The organism is Bacteroides sp. L10-4, assembly GCF_013373675.1.
Taxonomy (GTDB): domain Bacteria; phylum Bacteroidota; class Bacteroidia; order Bacteroidales; family Bacteroidaceae; genus Bacteroides; species Bacteroides muris.
This window is the reverse complement of the sequence record NZ_JABXJH010000004.1, coordinates 93,065-109,752: the sequence shown is the minus strand read 5'-3', so window position 1 is coordinate 109,752 and position 16,688 is coordinate 93,065. Positions and strand designations below refer to the sequence as shown.

The following is a 16,688-nucleotide window of genomic DNA, read 5'->3' as shown; positions in this document are numbered from 1 at the left end:
TTCATAGGGGGGCGGGGCAAATCTTTTTATTATGAAAGCAATCTGTTTTTTTCTCTTTTCTTTTTGTCTGCAAGCTGCCACCGCGCAGCCTTTACAACGCGTAGCCCCCGAACAAGTGGGAATGGACTCCCGCAAGTTGATGTATGCCGACGAAGCGATTGAAACAGCCATCTCCAACAAGGACATTCCCGGTGCCGTACTTGCCGTAGTGCGCAATGGCAAGATGGCCTATCTGAAAGCATACGGCAACAAGCGTGTTTATCCCGATGCGGAGCCTATGACTGCCAATACGATTTTTGATATGGCGTCTTGTAGCAAATCCATGTCGACTGCCGTATGCACGATGATTCTGGCAGAACGTGGCAAGCTACGCATGCTGGACCCCGTCAGCCTCTACATACCCCATTTCAAGAATTGGGAAAGCGAAGACGGCAAAGAGAAGAAGGTAATCCGCATTGCCGACCTGATGACACACACTTCCGGACTGCCCCCCTATGCACCGGTAGCCGAGCTTGAAAAGCAATACGGTTCTCCCAATGCCGATGGCCTCATGGAGTATATCGCTACTTGCAAACGTGACTTCAAGCCACAGACAGATTTCCAATACAGCTGCCTCAACTTCATCACTCTGCAACATATCATCGAGACCATAAGCGGTCAGAGCCTGCGTGACTTTGCCCGTGAAAACATATTCGATGTACTCGGCATGGAGCATACCGACTATCTGCCCTGCCGACGTGACAAGAATGGCAAATGGATAAATACAACGGACGCAAACTGGGCAAGTATCACCGAAGGAGACTGGCACAATGCCATTGCGCCTACCGAAAAACAACCTGACGGGCAAGTCCTCTGCGGACAAGTGCACGACCCGCTGGCCCGTATCATGAACGGAGGCATCAGCGGCAATGCCGGAGTATTCTCCTGTGCCGAAGACATTGCCGTGCTCTGCGCAGCCCTGCAAAACGGAGGTGAATGGAACGGACACCGTATCCTGAGTCCGCTGGGTGTAAAAGCCATGCGTACCGTGCCACGCGCCACTGCCAGCTTGGGACGCACTCTCGGCTGGGACTGCTTTACAGCCTATGCTTCTAATAACGGAGACTTGTTCGGTCCCGGCACCTATAGCCATACCGGATATACGGGTACTTCCATCGTTATCGACCCGGACAATGACACTTCCGTCATATTGCTTATCAATGCCGTGCATCCGGAAGACGGGCATAGTGTGGTTCGTCTGCGTTCGTTGGTTGCCAACGCTGTGGCGGCTTCCATCTGCCCTATTCCACGTGTTTATACAGACCATTACTACAAACGTTTCCTGCAGTTTATGGACGAGCCTGCCATTACAAGCAAGGACATCGTCATGCTTGGCAACAGCCTGACTGAAGGCGGCGGTGACTGGTCGGCACGCCTCGGTAAGAAGAATGTACGCAATCGCGGCATCATCGGTGATGAAGTGATGGGTATTTATGACCGTCTGCACCAGATACTTCCCGGACACCCCGCCAAGCTGTTTCTGCTTATCGGAGTCAACGACATTTCCCACAATCTGACGCCGGACAGCATTGTAAGTATGATTCGCATGACGGTGGAACGCATCCGGAAAGAATCTCCCGATACGAAGCTATACCTTCAAAGCCTGCTTCCTTTCAATGAAAGTTTCGGACGGTACAAAAGTCTGACCGGAAAGACAGATATGGTTCCTGAAGTCAATCTTCGTCTGGAAGCACTTGCCAAAGAAAAAAATATTGCCTATATCAACCTCTTCCCCTTGTTTACAGAGAAGGGAACGAATGTACTGCGCAGCGAACTGACAACCGACGGACTGCATTTGAATGAGGACGGGTATAAAATCTGGGGAAAGGCCATCAGAAAGAAACTATAAAATCCCCGGCCTGTTTCTTATGAAGTATATAATAGGGACATTCAGTAAATAGCATAAAATTAGCCAACTGCGAATGAACTTCAGAATTAGTTGGCTTTTTTGTATCTTTAGGTATTCCCCCCGCAAATAAGGTTTAGCAGCCAAAACGGGGGAAATATCCGAACTAAGTAAGTGTAAGATACGAAATATTTCCGAAATCCACCCAACTTTGGGCTTTACAGAATTCGATATTCTGGAAAAATATCGCAAGAATTTTAATGAGAGTGAGCTTGGCAGGCTTCATTCCGTATTTCCATTTGATAGTATAGCAAAAGAAGCAGGTCTGTCAGAGCAACGGCTGGGACACAAGAACATTTTCAGTCCTTCTGCCAAGATTGCTCTTATGGTGCTGAAAGCCTACACCGGGATTCTCCGACAGGCAGTTGGTAGAACATCTTAACGGTAACATACACTATCAGATTTTCTGCGGAGTCATGATAGATCCTTTCAGCCCTATAACCAACGACAAGATAGTCAGTGCCATCCGTAATGAAATAGCATCCTGTCTTGACATTGATTCCCTTCAGAATATCCTTGCCTCATACTGGAAACCTTATCTTGAAAATCTTCAAGTGTGTATGACCGACGCCACATGCAATGAAAGCCATATGCGTTTTCCTACGGATATGAAGCTCCTTTGGGAAAGCACCGAATGGATCTACCGGCATATCTGCATGCATTGTAGGAAGCTCGGCATAAGGCGTCCCCGTAACAAATACACGGATATTGCGGAATCCTATCTTTCCTATTGCAAGAAAAGAAAGAGAAAAGTTTCAAGGACAAGGATGCTCAAGCATCGCATGATCAGACTCCTGGAGAAACTCATCATACAAAGAGATGACATTCACAGGAAATACGGAGCTTTACTCAAATATACACAGGATTATCAGAAACGACTTTCCATTATCAAGAAGATTCTTATACAGGAAAAGGCAATGTTTGAAGGTAGGAAGGTCAGTGACCGCATTGTCAGTACGCCCTATCGTAAGGGGTAAGGGGACAAAATCTGTCGAGTTCGGTACAAAGGCAGGCAACATACAGATAGATGGGATCTCGTTCATCGAACACATCTCTTTCAAGGCATTCAATAAGTGCATACGTCTGAAGGACTGTATCCGCATGCAGCAGAAGCCGATGAATGTGAGGGTAAGATGTGTTGCTGCCGATTCCATATACGCCAATAATGGCAACAGGAAGTTCTGTACAAATATGGGATATCGACATCCTTTGTACGCAAGGGAAGGGCTGCAAAGGACGAGCAGTTGAGAAAGGTTCTCAGAAGTGAACTATCAAAAGAGAGAGCCACCCGGCTTGAAGGCAGCTTCGGCACTCAAAAGCAACATTACTCACTCACTCTCAAGAATAAAAGCGCGGAACAGGAAGACGGAAATCCTCTGGATTTTCTTCGGAATACATACGGAAAGTGCCGTAATGATAATAGACAAGGGCAAAAAAGACTGAATAAAGCGGCATGACATGACTTTACAGACAAGATCAGAAGAGGTCATCAGACTTCTTCCGGAGCATCATCGCTTACCGGATAAGTTCACCTAATAAAATACCGAAAAATTACAACAAAAAAAATAGCATATGAAGGGATTATGGTCTATCATCTTCATATGCAATCTTATCTTTTAGGGACATTTACCGAATATCCCTCCCTTAATGTTTTCCAGAAACTTACTTTGTTTCAAAGGTTCCCTATCATCCATATCTCCAGAAGTAAGCATGAAATTGAGGATTTCACCTTTGATTATCAGATGTAACTTAAATCTGAAGAACCATCCCGCAGAACATTTTCCACACTCGGCAAGCCCCTCGAAAGTATTGTGAATCATTCTCTGGAGACGGCAAACACGTAAGGGAGTAGCACTTCCTTTTCCAATTCCACAAAACGGCTATAAGACACACATTGGGGAAACAAGTCTTTCAAATGTTTGCAGACATATTCCTTGTAATAATGCTCAAAACACCGAAAATCACCGGAATGAAACAGAATAAGAGTCACTATAATTTCAGCATCACTCATACCGGTTAGGTTTATTTCGCTGTTTAAACTTCTTATCTTCAATATTTCATCCTATCTCCGAATTGAGTTGTCAACTATCTAATAATCCACCCTAAATCAATCATTAGAAGAAAATTTATCATTCCAATGACTCGTTAGAATAAATTGTACATGAATATATCTTTCATTTTAATACTTATGGTGTTACACAAGCAGCATATACACGATAATATGGATTATCGTACAAAGTATATATACCATCAAGTTTATACCAACCAGTATAATCTCCTCCTCTAATATCAGGACCAGTATTTGAAAAATTTCCAATTGAAGGGCGCAAATAACGCACATAAAAATCTTGATAAGCATATGTTTTCGAACCTAAAGCGCTCTTTTCTGTTACCTTAAGGCCGATTCTCTTGATACCATCAATTATAAATGTATACTGTATTTTATCTCCCTTATCCCAAGGAGAGTAAATATCATTTAATTTCACCACGACCCCTCCAATAGTAGGATATCCTCTAATTAATCCTTCATAAATATCATTAAAATAGGTTTGATAAGATTCTGCTTTATCCATCACCCAATAAGAAAATCTACAATTAGAATAACCAAACATACGTAGCAAATAATAAACATCACAAACATATCTAGGTGGAACATTCACCCCATTTATTGAAGGATCTATTTCCAGTCCCAAAGTCATATATAAAGACCATAGCATTGTTGCTATTTCATTTGGTCTATCAAGTGAAGGTTGCATCTTACCTAAAGAAAGCAACATTTTATCATAATTATATCTCTCAGGATATCTATAATAATGCATATATTGCCCCATAGACACCAAAAACTCTGGCACTTCTGCTTTATGTGTTCCAAAGATTTGTTCTGTTACAACTGGCATTTCATAATGATATCCCCAACCAGTTCCCCATTGCGTCAAAACTAATGGTTCTACATTAACATAGTTAGTCTGCCTGCCTAAAGCATTGACATCAGTAACAAGTTCAAAAGATATCTCACTATTTGTCTTTTGTGCCAAAATTTTATCCCATAATTCTGAATAAGCATTATTGTTTTCTAAATGTTTAGTTCTCTTTTTACTCTCAATCATATTCTCAATCCATGCATTAGTTTTTGCATTTGAATCGAAACGTCCTTCATTATAAAAAGCTATGATTGGGAAAGTATTCCGTTCTGTAGATAAGACCAAATACCCCTGTCTATTTGAGTAATTAACAACCCACATTAGAGTATCATTATCATAAACAATAGGTGTAATTGTTTCAATATCTCTATGAGCACTTTCTTTTTTTTGAGTTGCACCAATTACAGACAGATTATCTGAAACACTATTCACAAACCTCATCAAATAATCAGGCATAGAATATGATACATTTTCATTTGAAGTCCTAGTTAATATAGGAACTGCTCCAACAGTAAAATCTTTTTCTTGTTCTGCTTCACATGATGTCAGAATAAGATACACTACTAACAGTACATATTTTCTCATTATATCAACATTTAGGGGCTATTCTATTACTTTATTTAAAACCACATCAAAGACTAAAGCTGAATATCCGGGAATAGTACCACTACCTTCAGAACCATATGCAGAATCCGTAGGAAGATATACTAACCAACGTTCGCCAACAGCCATATATTGCAAAAAGATTTTCCAACCCGTTCTCAATGTTGACTCTGTTATAAGAAAATCAGTAGACCAACTAAAAGGAGTCGGTTCTCGCCCAGGTGGATTTGGTATATTTTGATCCAATGCACCATAACCGTCAAAACCACCATCAAATTTCTCACCGGTAATAAGTGTACCGTAATAAAAAGCATTCACAGCTTCTGTCCATACAGGAATTTCACCCTCTGCATTCTTAACAAGTTTCTTACAATATATATACCGAGGATGCTTATCAGTGCTAACAAGATAGTCTTGAAGAATAAACATTTCACCGACTTCCACAGCCCTTATACCTTCTTCAGTAGCTACATATCTATCACCCGCAACATTTTTTATCGAATCAATGTATGCTTCGTTACGTGCCTGCCAATCATAATACTTTCCCTCATCTTCTACTTCTTCGCAAGACACTAATCCGCTTACAAGCAACAGCAGGAAAGGCAAAAACAAAAATCTTTTTCTCATTTTCATTAATTACAAATTATTCATTAATTACGAATTATAAATTACAAGAAACAAGTGGCATTCACTACGCACCCTCGTAATTTATAATTTGTAATTAATATTATTCTTATTGCAAGGTTTTCAGCAGTGATGTGATGCTTACGCGGTCTGCAATGATATTGTTCAGCTCGGAGATAGCCACGCGCTCTTGCTCCATGGTGTCACGATTACGCAGTGTCACACAGTTATCTTCCAAAGTCTGATGATCCACGGTGACACAGTACGGAGTACCGATGGCATCCTGACGGCGGTAACGTTTGCCGATGGAGTCTTTCTCGTCATACTGGCAATGGAAGTGGAACTTCAGGCTGTCGATAATCTCGCGTGCCTTTTCGGGCAGTCCGTCTTTCTTTACCAACGGCATCACAGCCAGCTTCACCGGAGCCAAGGCAGCGGGAAGTTTCAACACAACGCGCGTTTCGCCGTTCTCCAGCTTCTCTTCACAGTAGGAAGCAGACATGATGCTGAGGAACATACGGTCTACGCCTATCGAGGTTTCGATGACATACGGAGTATAGCTTTCGTTGGTTTCGGGGTCGAAATACTTGATGTTCTTGCCGGAGAACTTCTCATGCTGTGACAAGTCGAAATTTGTACGGCTGTGAATACCCTCTACTTCCTTGAAGCCGAAAGGCATCAGGAACTCGATGTCTGTAGCGGCATTGGCGTAGTGGGCCAGTTTGTCGTGGTCGTGATAACGGTAATGGTCGTCGCCGAAGCCCAGCGCCTTGTGCCATTTCAGGCGGGTAGCCTTCCAGGTCTTGAACCAGTCAAGCTCCGTACCCGGCTTTACGAAGAACTGCATTTCCATCTGCTCGAACTCGCGCATGCGGAAGATGAACTGGCGTGCCACGATTTCGTTACGGAAAGCCTTACCAATCTGGGCGATACCGAAAGGAATCTTCATGCGGCCGGTCTTCTGTACATTGAGGTAATTTACGAAGATGCCCTGTGCCGTTTCCGGACGGAGATATATCTTCATGGCACCGTCGGCAGTAGAACCCATTTCCGTAGAGAACATCAGATTGAACTGGCGCACTTCCGTCCAGTTCTTTGTACCGCTGATGGGACAAACGATTTCTTCGTCGAGGATAATCTGACGGAGTTCGTCCAGATTATTATCGTTCAAAGCCTTGGAAAAGCGTTCGTGCAAGGCATCACGCTTGGTCTGATATTCCAGCACACGTCCGTTGGTGCTACGGAACTGGGCCTCATCGAAAGCATCGCCAAAACGCTTGGCTGCCTTTGCCACTTCCTTGTTTATCTTGTCATCGTATTTGGCAAGCTGGTCCTCTATCAACACATCGGCACGATAGCGTTTCTTGGAATCGCGGTTGTCAATCAGAGGGTCATTGAAAGCGTCCACGTGTCCGCTGGCTTTCCAGATGGTGGGGTGCATAAAGATAGCCGAGTCGATACCGACAATATTTTCGTGCAGCAGCACCATACTCTGCCACCAGTATTGTTTAATGTTATTCTTGAGTTCCACACCCATCTGACCGTAGTCATATACGGCTCCCAGTCCATCGTAAATATCGCTGGAAGGGAACACAAAACCATATTCCTTACAGTGTGATACGAGTTTCTTAAAAACGTCTTCTTGTGCCATTTTCTGTTGTATCTAAATTAATTTGAATCTTATTTTCAGCTAAAAAGCGCCACAAAGATAGGGATTTATATCGTAAGTAGGACAAGGAGGGTATTAATTTATCTTATTACCAACAATAGAAACGGCACATATGCCTGTCGGTTGAATTGAATCAGGGAATATTTATCCGACCAATCGGACGATGATTAACGAAATTGGCATGTTGCACGAAGGTCATAACTGCGATTCTGCCAGCCACGCGGGAGAAAGAGCCCCGGCCTTGCGCCCACTCATATTATATTACAAATACGAGTATAATCCGCTTGCATTCACACATCTTCCCATCTCACTCGCTGAACGAACGTGATTCAGTCAGGGACTGAAAGCCTTTCACTCAGGGACTGAATGGCATTCAGTCCCTGAGTCATTGTACCCCCTCTCAGAAGGTATCAGGAAGGGGGGGTATAGCAAGCCACCCGACCCGCAAGAAGCGACAATAAAATTATAGGACATCGTCATCTAAAAGCCGGCATACTTCCCTGATTACTTCCTGCGGACAACCGCACTGCAAGCGGCCTATTCAAAGAAGCCATCCATAGTAAGGCCGCCAACAATCCGGTGCTGCAAAAGAACACAGAGCAAGGCGGCATCGTGACCGGAACCGGGCATTGCATGCTCATCAATATTCGCAACCGACTCTACTGTGTCTATCATGGACGCACCGAAACCACCGGCGACGAACGAATGGTATTCATCGACCCCGCAGACATCCAACCGGACGGGAAACTGGTGGTCTGCGGACCGAATACCGGCTCACAGCAAATTGAGCATTGAATGCAGCCAGGCAAACACCGGTGCGTCGAGGCATACTGCTAAAAAACTATCGCACCGGTTTCCTATATATAGAATTAAATTAGTATTTTTGCCTGCAACTGGAAAACCAGCAATATCATAGAATAGACAATTCCCGAACAAATATGAGCGAAGATTTTGAAGCACCGAAAGATGATCTGGACAAAGAACTCCCAACCGGAAGAGAAGAACATTCGGATTACAAACCTGCAGACGCAAAGGATGCCAACGTAAAGCACCAACTGAGCGGCATGTACCAGAATTGGTTTCTGGACTATGCCTCATACGTCATATTGGAACGTGCCGTCCCCCATATCATGGACGGTCTGAAGCCCGTGCAACGGCGTATCCTCCACTCCATGCGCCGCATGGAAGACGGACGCTACAACAAAGTGGCGAACATCGTAGGGCATACCATGCAGTTCCATCCGCATGGCGATGCTTCCATCGGCGATGCGCTGGTGCAGCTGGGACAAAAGGACTTGCTCGTAGATTGCCAAGGAAACTGGGGCAACATTCTGACGGGAGACAGCGCCGCCGCCCCCCGTTATATCGAAGCACGCCTCTCCAAGTTTGCATTGGACGTAGTATTCAATCCCAAAACCACCGAATGGAAACTCTCTTACGACGGACGAAACAAAGAGCCGGTGACACTACCGGTAAAATTTCCACTGCTGCTTGCGCAAGGCGTGGAGGGCATCGCCGTAGGCCTGTCGTCCAAGATATTGCCGCACAACTTCAATGAACTGTGCGACGCTTCCATCAGTTATCTGCACAACGAGGAATTCAAGCTCTACCCCGACTTCCAGACCGGAGGCAGTATCGATGTTTCCAAATACAACGACGGCGAACGCGGCGGTGCGGTACGCGTACGTTCCAAAATAGAGAAGATAGACAACAAGACACTTGCCATCAAAGAAATCCCCTACGGGAAAACGGTGGCCAGCGTATGCGACTCCATCGTAAAGGCCAGCGAGAAAGGAAAAATCAAGATACGTAAGGTAGAGGACCTGACATCCGGCAACGTGGAAATACTGGTGCATCTGGCTCCGGGCGTATCGTCGGACAAGACCATCGATGCCCTCTATGCCTTCACCGACTGTGAAGTGAGCATCTCTCCCAACTGCTGCGTCATCGACGAGCAAAAGCCGCACTTCCTCACCGTAAGCGACGTGTTGCGCAAATCAGTCGACAATACGTTGGCACTGCTGCGCCAGGAATTGGAAATCCGCAAGGGCGAAATACTGGAAAGCCTGCACTTCGCTTCGCTCGAAAAGATATTCATCGAAGAACGTATCTACAAGGACAAAGAGTTTGAACAAGCCAAAAACATGGATGCCGCCTGCGAACATATCGATGAGCGCCTGACTCCCTACTACCCGACTTTTATCCGCGAAGTGAGCAAGGAAGACATCCTCCGGCTGATGGAAATAAAGATGGCACGCATCCTCAAGTTCAACTCCGACAAGGCAGAGGAGCTGATAGCACGCATGCGAAAGGACGTAGAGGAGATAGACCGCCATCTGGCAAACATCGTGGAATATACCGTCGACTGGTTCCGTATGCTGAAGGACAAGTACGGCAAAGCCTTCCCCCGCCGCACGGAACTGCGTAACTTCGACACCATCGAAGCAACCAAAGTCATCGAAGCCAACGAAAAACTGTACATCAACCGCGAAGAGGGTTTCATCGGAACTGGATTGAAGAAAGACGAATTCATAGGCAACTGCTCGCCCATAGACGACGTTATCATCTTCTTCCGCGACGGGAAATACATCATCACACCGGTGGCCGACAAGAAATTCGTGGGCAAGAACATACTCTATGCCAACATCTTCAAGAAGAACGACAAACGTACCATCTACAACGTCTGCTACCGCGACGGCAAGGAAGGAACAAGCTATATCAAGCGCTTTGCCGTCACTTCCGTGGTGCGCGACCGCGAATACGATGTGACACAAGGTACCCCCGATTCCCGCATCACCTACTTCACCGCCAATCCCAACGGTGAAGCCGAAATCATCAAGGTGACCCTGAAACCCAATCCCCGCGTACGCCGCATCATCTTCGAGGAGGATTTCAGCGCTATCAATATCAAGGGACGGCAGGCCATGGGCAACATCCTCACGAAACTCCCCGTACACAAAATATCCCTGAAACAGCGCGGCGGCTCCACACTGGGCGGACGGAAAGTGTGGTTCGACCGCGACGTGCTGCGCCTCAACTACGATGGCCGCGGAGAATACCTCGGAGAGTTCCAAAGCGAAGATACCATTCTCGTCGTACAGAACAGCGGAGAGTTCTATGTAACCAACTTCGACCTGAACAACCACTACGACGATGGCATACGCGTATTGGAAAAATACGACCCGAACAAGGTATGGACTGCCGTACTTTACGATGCCGACCAGCAGAACTACCCTTATATCAAGCGTTTCTGCTTCGAGGCAACCGCCCGTAAACAGAACTATCTGGGAGAAAACAAGAACAGCAGCCTTATTCTGCTGACAGACGAATACTACCCGCGTTTAGAAGTCATGTTTGGTGGTCACGACAGTTTCCGGGAACCGATGATAGTGGAAGCCGACGAATTCATCGCCGTGAAAGGCTTCAAGGCAAAAGGCAAGCGACTGACCACCTATACCGTAGAAACCATCAACGAACTGGAGCCTACCCGCCAACCGGAACCCTCGCAGGCAACCGAAGAACAGGAAGCGGATGAAGAACCGGAAATTCTGGACCCCGACCACGGTAAAAGCGAAGGGGACATACTGGACGAGATGACAGGACAGATGAAACTGTTTTGATGGAGGACCGGATATGTACGTATACAAGATAATAATTTTATGCGGCCTGCTCTTGGGAAGTGCCGGACTGAAAGCACAAGAAGCACGATGCGGCATCGACCGGGAGCTACGGGCTGACTCCACCAACCGCAACCGTATCATCACCCGTGCCACCATGTATGGTGTCGGCCTCACCAACGTGTTCGACACTTATCTTTCGCCTCAGGAGTACAAGGGAATCGATTTCCGTATCTCCCGCGAAAGCATGCGGATGACGCGGCTGACGGGAGGCAACGTCTCTCTGCAAACTTTCTTCCAGGCAGACTTGGGGTACACACACAACAAAGTAGACAACAACAATACATTCTCCGGACTGGCAAACTGGAACTACGGTCTGCACTACAACTTCCCCATCACAAGCAACTTCAAGCTGCTTGCCGGAGGAGTCGGCGACCTCAACGGCGGTTTTGTCTATAATCTGCGCAACGGCAACAACCCCGCCCAAGCACGTGCCTATATCAACCTTGCGGCATCGGGAATGGCTATTTGGAACTTGCGTATCAAGAACCGTCCCATCACATTACGCTATCAGATGAATCTTCCCTTGGCAGGCATCATGTTCATGCCCAACTATGGGCAGTCCTATTACGAGATATTTACGTTGGGACATTGGGACGGAGTAGTGAACTTCACCTCCCTGCACAACCAGCCCTCTCTGAGACAAATGCTGACCGCCGACTTTCCGGTGGGGCATGCCCGGATGCGTTTTGCCTACATCTGGGATGCACAGCAGTCCAATGTGAACGAAATAAAGACACATACTTACTCGCACGTATTCATGGTGGGGTTCGTAAAGGAACTCTATCTGTTTCCCAACAAGAGAAAGTAAAAAGTGACAAGATGATAAATGATAAGGATAATGTGCATGAAAAGAAGATATCTCTTAAGAATTTGGAGCATCCTGCTCACGTTGCTGCCCCTATCGAGCGGATGTATTCGTGAGGAAGAGTTCAGCAATACCCCACAAGGCAATTTCGAAGCCTTGTGGAAGATAATAGACGAACAGTATTGCTTCCTGGACTACAAGCAAATAGACTGGGATGCCATCCACGACAAGTACCAGCCGCTCATTACCCCGGGAATGAGCTACGACGGTCTATTTGAAATATTGGGCAACATGCTCGCCGAACTGAAAGACGGACATGTCAACCTGTACTCTTCTTCCAACACGGCACGCTACTGGGACTGGTATCTGGATTATCCTCGTAACTTCAACGAAAGTATCATTGAAAAGTACCTGGGAAGAAACTACCGCATTGCCGGAGGCGCCAAATACACCATCTTGGAGGACAACATAGGATATATCTATTACGGTGATTTCTCCAGCGGCATCGGAAACGGCAACCTGGATGAGATTCTGTTATACCTTTCCGCTTGCAACGGCCTGATTATCGACGTGCGCAACAATGGTGGCGGCAACCTGACAAACGCCACCCGAATGGCACAACGCTTCACGAATGAAAAAGTACTGACGGGATATATTCAGCACAAGACCGGCAAAGGCCATAGCGATTTTTCAGATCCGACTCCCATTTATGTGGAACCCTCCAACAGTATCCGCTGGCAAAAAAAAGTAATTGTCCTGACCAACCGTCATTCCTATAGCGCAACCAATGATTTTGTCAATTCCATGCACTGCTTTCCCAATGTCACCCTGGTTGGCGATAAAACCGGCGGCGGGTCGGGTCTGCCATTCTCTTCGGAACTGCCCAACGGATGGGGAGTGCGATTTTCTGCCAGTCCGCACCTCGATGCAAAAAAGCAGCATATCGAATTCGGCATCGACCCGGACAAGAAAGTGGATATGAGTAAAGAAGATGAGAACAATGGCTTGGACACCATCATTGAGGAGGCAAGAAAGCTACTGAAAGTAAACCCATAAAAGACTTTATTCTTCAAACTGTTTGCCAAAATGAAAATTTTTCCTACCTTTGCCACCGCTAAATGGAATTACCCCGCGGGTGTGGCGTAATTGGCAGCCGCGCCAGACTTAGGATCTGGTGCCGTGAGGCGTGTAGGTTCGAGTCCTATCACCCGCACAAGTTTACTTTAGAGGATTTTTCTTCGGGAAAATCCTCTTTTTTATTTTCATAACTACTTGAAGCTCTCGCTATTACAGCGAGAGCTTCAAGTAGTTAAACAACACCTCAGGATTAAGAAGTTTTGGGGTACATCAGAAAACGCTGTACGCATACAAATCCATTGTGCGATAATCACTTACTGCTTAGTAGCAATAATCCAACGCGATATGAAATTAGAACGCAGCGTCTATGAAGTTCTCTAAATTCTCGGAATCTCTCTGACTGACAAAACACATCTCAGCAACTTGTTCGACAAATCGAATTTCAGAAATGTCAAAAACCGATATGATTCAAGTGAACCGAATTTATTCAATTTTTAACCTTGTCCATTTTTAGTGGACAGTAGTAAAAACCACGAGTTTCGTTGAAACAGGTATCGTTTTGCTCTGAGGGAATATAACTCACAAACACCTAGTTCAATCCGAAAAGACCTTTCAAGCGAACAACCCTATTGCTTGCGACCGCTTCAATAGGCGTAAAAAGAATTCCCCTTCCGGAATTCGCACTTCTTTCTTCTTTATGAAGGAAGGGTGATGCCGGAAGGGGAATTTTTCTTTTATGTCCGAAACAGAGGGCGTACCTGCAATTTACTCTCCGCCGCCCGAATTGCCGCCGCCACCTTTCACATCGTCATTGCTGATGGAACGGGCAGCTTTTTTCACACTGGCCTTCAACTCACCGAGGCGGTAGCTGACACTCATGCCGAACGAGCGGTTGGCATAACGGCTTTTACTGGCAGAATAGAAGTTTTCGCCAAAAGTCGTATTGTCGAAAGTCCTATACTTGGAGAAGAGATTCGAACCGTATACGCTGACTGTCAGACGGTCTTTCAGGAACGAACGATTCACGTTCAAACTGTAGTAAGAATAGCCGCTTCCTTTGCCCTGCAAAGAAATGTAAGGCGTGCTTCCGCCACCATTCAGACTCGCACGCAATTTCCACGGGAAAGTGTGCTGGATTCCTCCGTATATGGAGCCCTGCCAACCGTAATTATGCAATTCCTGTGCCGGACTCTTTATATCTGAATAATTTCCTCGTCCGTTGATATAAATACGCGTCTTCGGAGATGCATTCCAATTGAAGTAAAGACTCATATTCGTATTACGGCTCTTGCCTATATTGGCATAAGTGCTATAAAGAGCACCCTCAGGAGCAAAGTGGTCGCCGAAAGACTCACCCTCCGGACCTATCAGACGGCTCACACGTTCGATTCCATTGTTGTTGAACGAATGGCGCAAGGCCACGTTGATGTTGAACTTGGAAGAGAAACTGCTGTAGCTCAGGTTGAACGCATGGCTCTTCTCGCTCTCCAGTTCAGAGTTACCTTGGCTGATGAACATCGGATTGCGGTCATCGAAGTAAGGATTCAGATACCAGATTCCGGGACGGTAGATACGCATGTCATAACCTCCGCGCAGCGTCTGCGTGGGTCCCAGCTTGATGCCCAAAGAAACAGAAGGCACCACATCGTTGAAATTCACCTTGAAATCCTCTCCCGCCCCTACAAGATATCGTACATCCTGTGCCGTATGCTCATAGCGCACACCGGGCTTGAAAGTGAAATCTTTGTAGCGCAGCGTATACCCGAAGTAAGCTGCCAAGATGTCGTTCAGATGCTTGTAGTGGCTGCTACGGCCCTCGTTGTACTGATACTCTCCGTTGCCATCCTCACTCTTGTCTTCCGAAAAGTCGTTCTCGCTGACATTGTTGCGGATGATATATTTCACGCCCGCTTCCACGGTATGCAGTTTGCCGATAGGAGTCGTATAGTCTGCCTGAAAGGTATGTTCCGTCGTATTGGTTTTGCCGAATGTGTGCGAATTGTAGAGTTGGAAAACCTCAGGCACCTGATAACGGTCCAAGTATCGGTTGTAATAATCACTCTTGTCGGGCTGTGTGTTGATTTTATAGGAAAGCGTGAACATACGGTTCTTGTTCTTCTTGGAAATGCGTTGGTAGTCCACATTTCCACGGATGGAATACCACGATCCGTCACCTTCTGAGAGTGTGCGGTAGCTGTATGCCTTCTCGTCACGCGCCTCGTTCCACATTATGGTATTGCCGTTGGACTCACTGTCGTTGCCTCCCCCATACATGCCTACAGACATGGTGAGAAGCCGCAAAGTATCTATCTCATAACTGGCTTCCAGATTGCCATGCTGAAACTGTCCACTGTTATCCGAGGAGTTGGCAGATTCCAGATACTTCTGTTCGATAGACTGATAATCTTCACGATAGTTCTCCGAATAGCTGGTAGGCTGGCTATTGTAGCTATAGTTGTAGTTGCCCGTCAATGTCAGCTTGCCCTGCTTGATGGTGGCATAGGCGCCGCCACCCATTCCCATATTGCTGGCCCGTGCACTGAAAGTAGCGGTATATCCCTCGAAGCCACTGCCCACGGTCACGATGTTGAGGATGCCTCCCACTCCTTCGGCATCGTATTTTGCTCCCGGAGAAGTAATCACTTCTATATATTTGATTGTATTGGCAGGCATACTTTTAAGCACCTCTTTGGGATTGTTGCTCATCATGTTGTTGGGTTTTCCGTTGACGTGTACCTTGAAGCTGCTACTGCCATTTACTTGAATGTTGTCTTCGCCATCCACCGTCACAAGAGGCACTTTGCGAAGCATCTCTATCACGGAGTTCGTCTTGGAGTCGGGATCATCTTCAATGTTATACTCTATCTTGTCCACATCTACTTTCACCAAAGGCTTTTGGGCCACCACTTCCACCTGTCCCAATTCATTGGAGGCATCCACGACATAGAGCGTGCCGAAGTCCACCACTTTCTCTCCTGCCTTCACAGAGAAGTTCTTCACGATAGGAGTACGTCCCACGGAAGTGATGGTTATCACAAAGTTGCCAGTACCGGATACTTTTTCCTGAAACCGACCTTTCATGTCTGTTACCAGCATTTTCAAGGCTCGTGCAGGAGCCTCTTTCTTCACGATTTTAATGGTAGCATAAGGTTCACCTTCCTGAGTAAGCGAGTCGAGCAAAATACCTTTAACCTGGAAAGAAGTATTTGCTGTGTTTTGTGCCAGAGCCAGCCCGGATATCATCAACAGGTATAGCAGCACAGTCCATTTAATTCTCATTACATTTTTTGTTTTAGTGACTATTCTTGTTTATTATCTTGATATTAGACGTTTCTAATTCCGATTTTGTCACAATAGGTTTGGC

At 46.1% G+C, this 16,688-nt stretch carries 8 protein-coding genes, 1 tRNA gene and 4 pseudogenes; 8 read left to right on the top strand and 5 right to left on the bottom strand.

Annotated elements, in window-relative coordinates; genetic code table 11:
• Nucleotides 1-31: 31 nt before the first annotated feature.
• Both HU824_RS02805 and HU824_RS19635 read left to right on the top strand, forming a co-directional pair.
• On the top strand, nt 32-1,888 hold the full coding sequence (locus HU824_RS02805; RefSeq protein WP_176468017.1) for a serine hydrolase: 1,857 nt from the start codon (nt 32-34) through the stop codon (nt 1,886-1,888).
• Between the two features lie 73 nt (nt 1,889-1,961).
• A pseudogene (locus HU824_RS19635) lies at nt 1,962-3,388 on the top strand (transposase).
• A 191-nt stretch (nt 3,389-3,579) separates the two neighbouring features.
• Here HU824_RS19635 and HU824_RS02785 read toward each other — a convergent pair.
• The 4 genes and pseudogenes from HU824_RS02785 to HU824_RS02770 all read right to left on the bottom strand — a co-directional run.
• A pseudogene (locus tag HU824_RS02785) lies at nt 3,580-3,975 on the bottom strand (transposase); the annotation flags it as partial.
• Between the two features lie 156 nt (nt 3,976-4,131).
• Nucleotides 4,132-5,451: a Spi family protease inhibitor gene (locus HU824_RS02780; RefSeq protein WP_176468014.1), complete on the bottom strand. Its 1,320-nt coding sequence runs from the start codon at nt 5,449-5,451 to the stop codon at nt 4,132-4,134.
• Nucleotides 5,452-5,469: 18 nt separating this feature from the next.
• Nucleotides 5,470-6,096 (bottom strand): FKBP-type peptidyl-prolyl cis-trans isomerase, encoded by a 627-nt coding sequence (locus tag HU824_RS02775; RefSeq protein WP_176468013.1) that lies wholly within the window; start codon nt 6,094-6,096, stop codon nt 5,470-5,472.
• A 106-nt stretch (nt 6,097-6,202) separates the two neighbouring features.
• Nucleotides 6,203-7,744 carry a glycine--tRNA ligase gene (locus tag HU824_RS02770; RefSeq protein WP_176468012.1) on the bottom strand — a complete coding sequence of 514 codons (1,542 nt, stop codon included), beginning with the start codon at nt 7,742-7,744 and terminating at the stop codon, nt 6,203-6,205.
• A 576-nt stretch (nt 7,745-8,320) separates the two neighbouring features.
• Between HU824_RS02770 and HU824_RS02765 the strand changes: the two are divergent.
• The 6 genes and pseudogenes from HU824_RS02765 to HU824_RS19630 all read left to right on the top strand — a co-directional run.
• Nucleotides 8,321-8,557: pseudogene (locus tag HU824_RS02765) on the top strand (glycoside hydrolase); the annotation flags it as partial.
• 143 nt (nt 8,558-8,700) lie between these two features.
• Nucleotides 8,701-11,382 (top strand): DNA gyrase/topoisomerase IV subunit A, encoded by a 2,682-nt coding sequence (locus HU824_RS02760; protein ID WP_176468011.1) that lies wholly within the window; start codon nt 8,701-8,703, stop codon nt 11,380-11,382.
• 13 nt (nt 11,383-11,395) lie between these two features.
• Entirely contained in the window at nt 11,396-12,250 is an 855-nt protein-coding gene (locus HU824_RS02755) for a DUF3316 domain-containing protein (protein ID WP_176468010.1), read from the top strand.
• Between the two features lie 36 nt (nt 12,251-12,286).
• The gene (locus HU824_RS02750) at nt 12,287-13,303 is read left to right on the top strand and encodes a S41 family peptidase (RefSeq protein ID WP_176468009.1); all 1,017 of its coding nucleotides are present in this window, start codon (nt 12,287-12,289) and stop codon (nt 13,301-13,303) included.
• Nucleotides 13,304-13,378: 75 nt separating this feature from the next.
• Nucleotides 13,379-13,460, top strand: a tRNA-Leu gene (locus HU824_RS02745).
• Nucleotides 13,461-13,555: 95 nt separating this feature from the next.
• Nucleotides 13,556-13,822 (top strand): annotated as a pseudogene (locus HU824_RS19630) (IS4 family transposase); the annotation flags it as partial.
• A gap of 267 nt (nt 13,823-14,089) precedes the next feature.
• On the opposite strand, the gene HU824_RS02740 reads toward HU824_RS19630, so the two are convergent.
• Nucleotides 14,090-16,603: a TonB-dependent receptor domain-containing protein gene (locus tag HU824_RS02740; RefSeq protein WP_176468008.1), complete on the bottom strand. Its 2,514-nt coding sequence runs from the start codon at nt 16,601-16,603 to the stop codon at nt 14,090-14,092.
• Nucleotides 16,604-16,688: the final 85 nt, after the last annotated feature.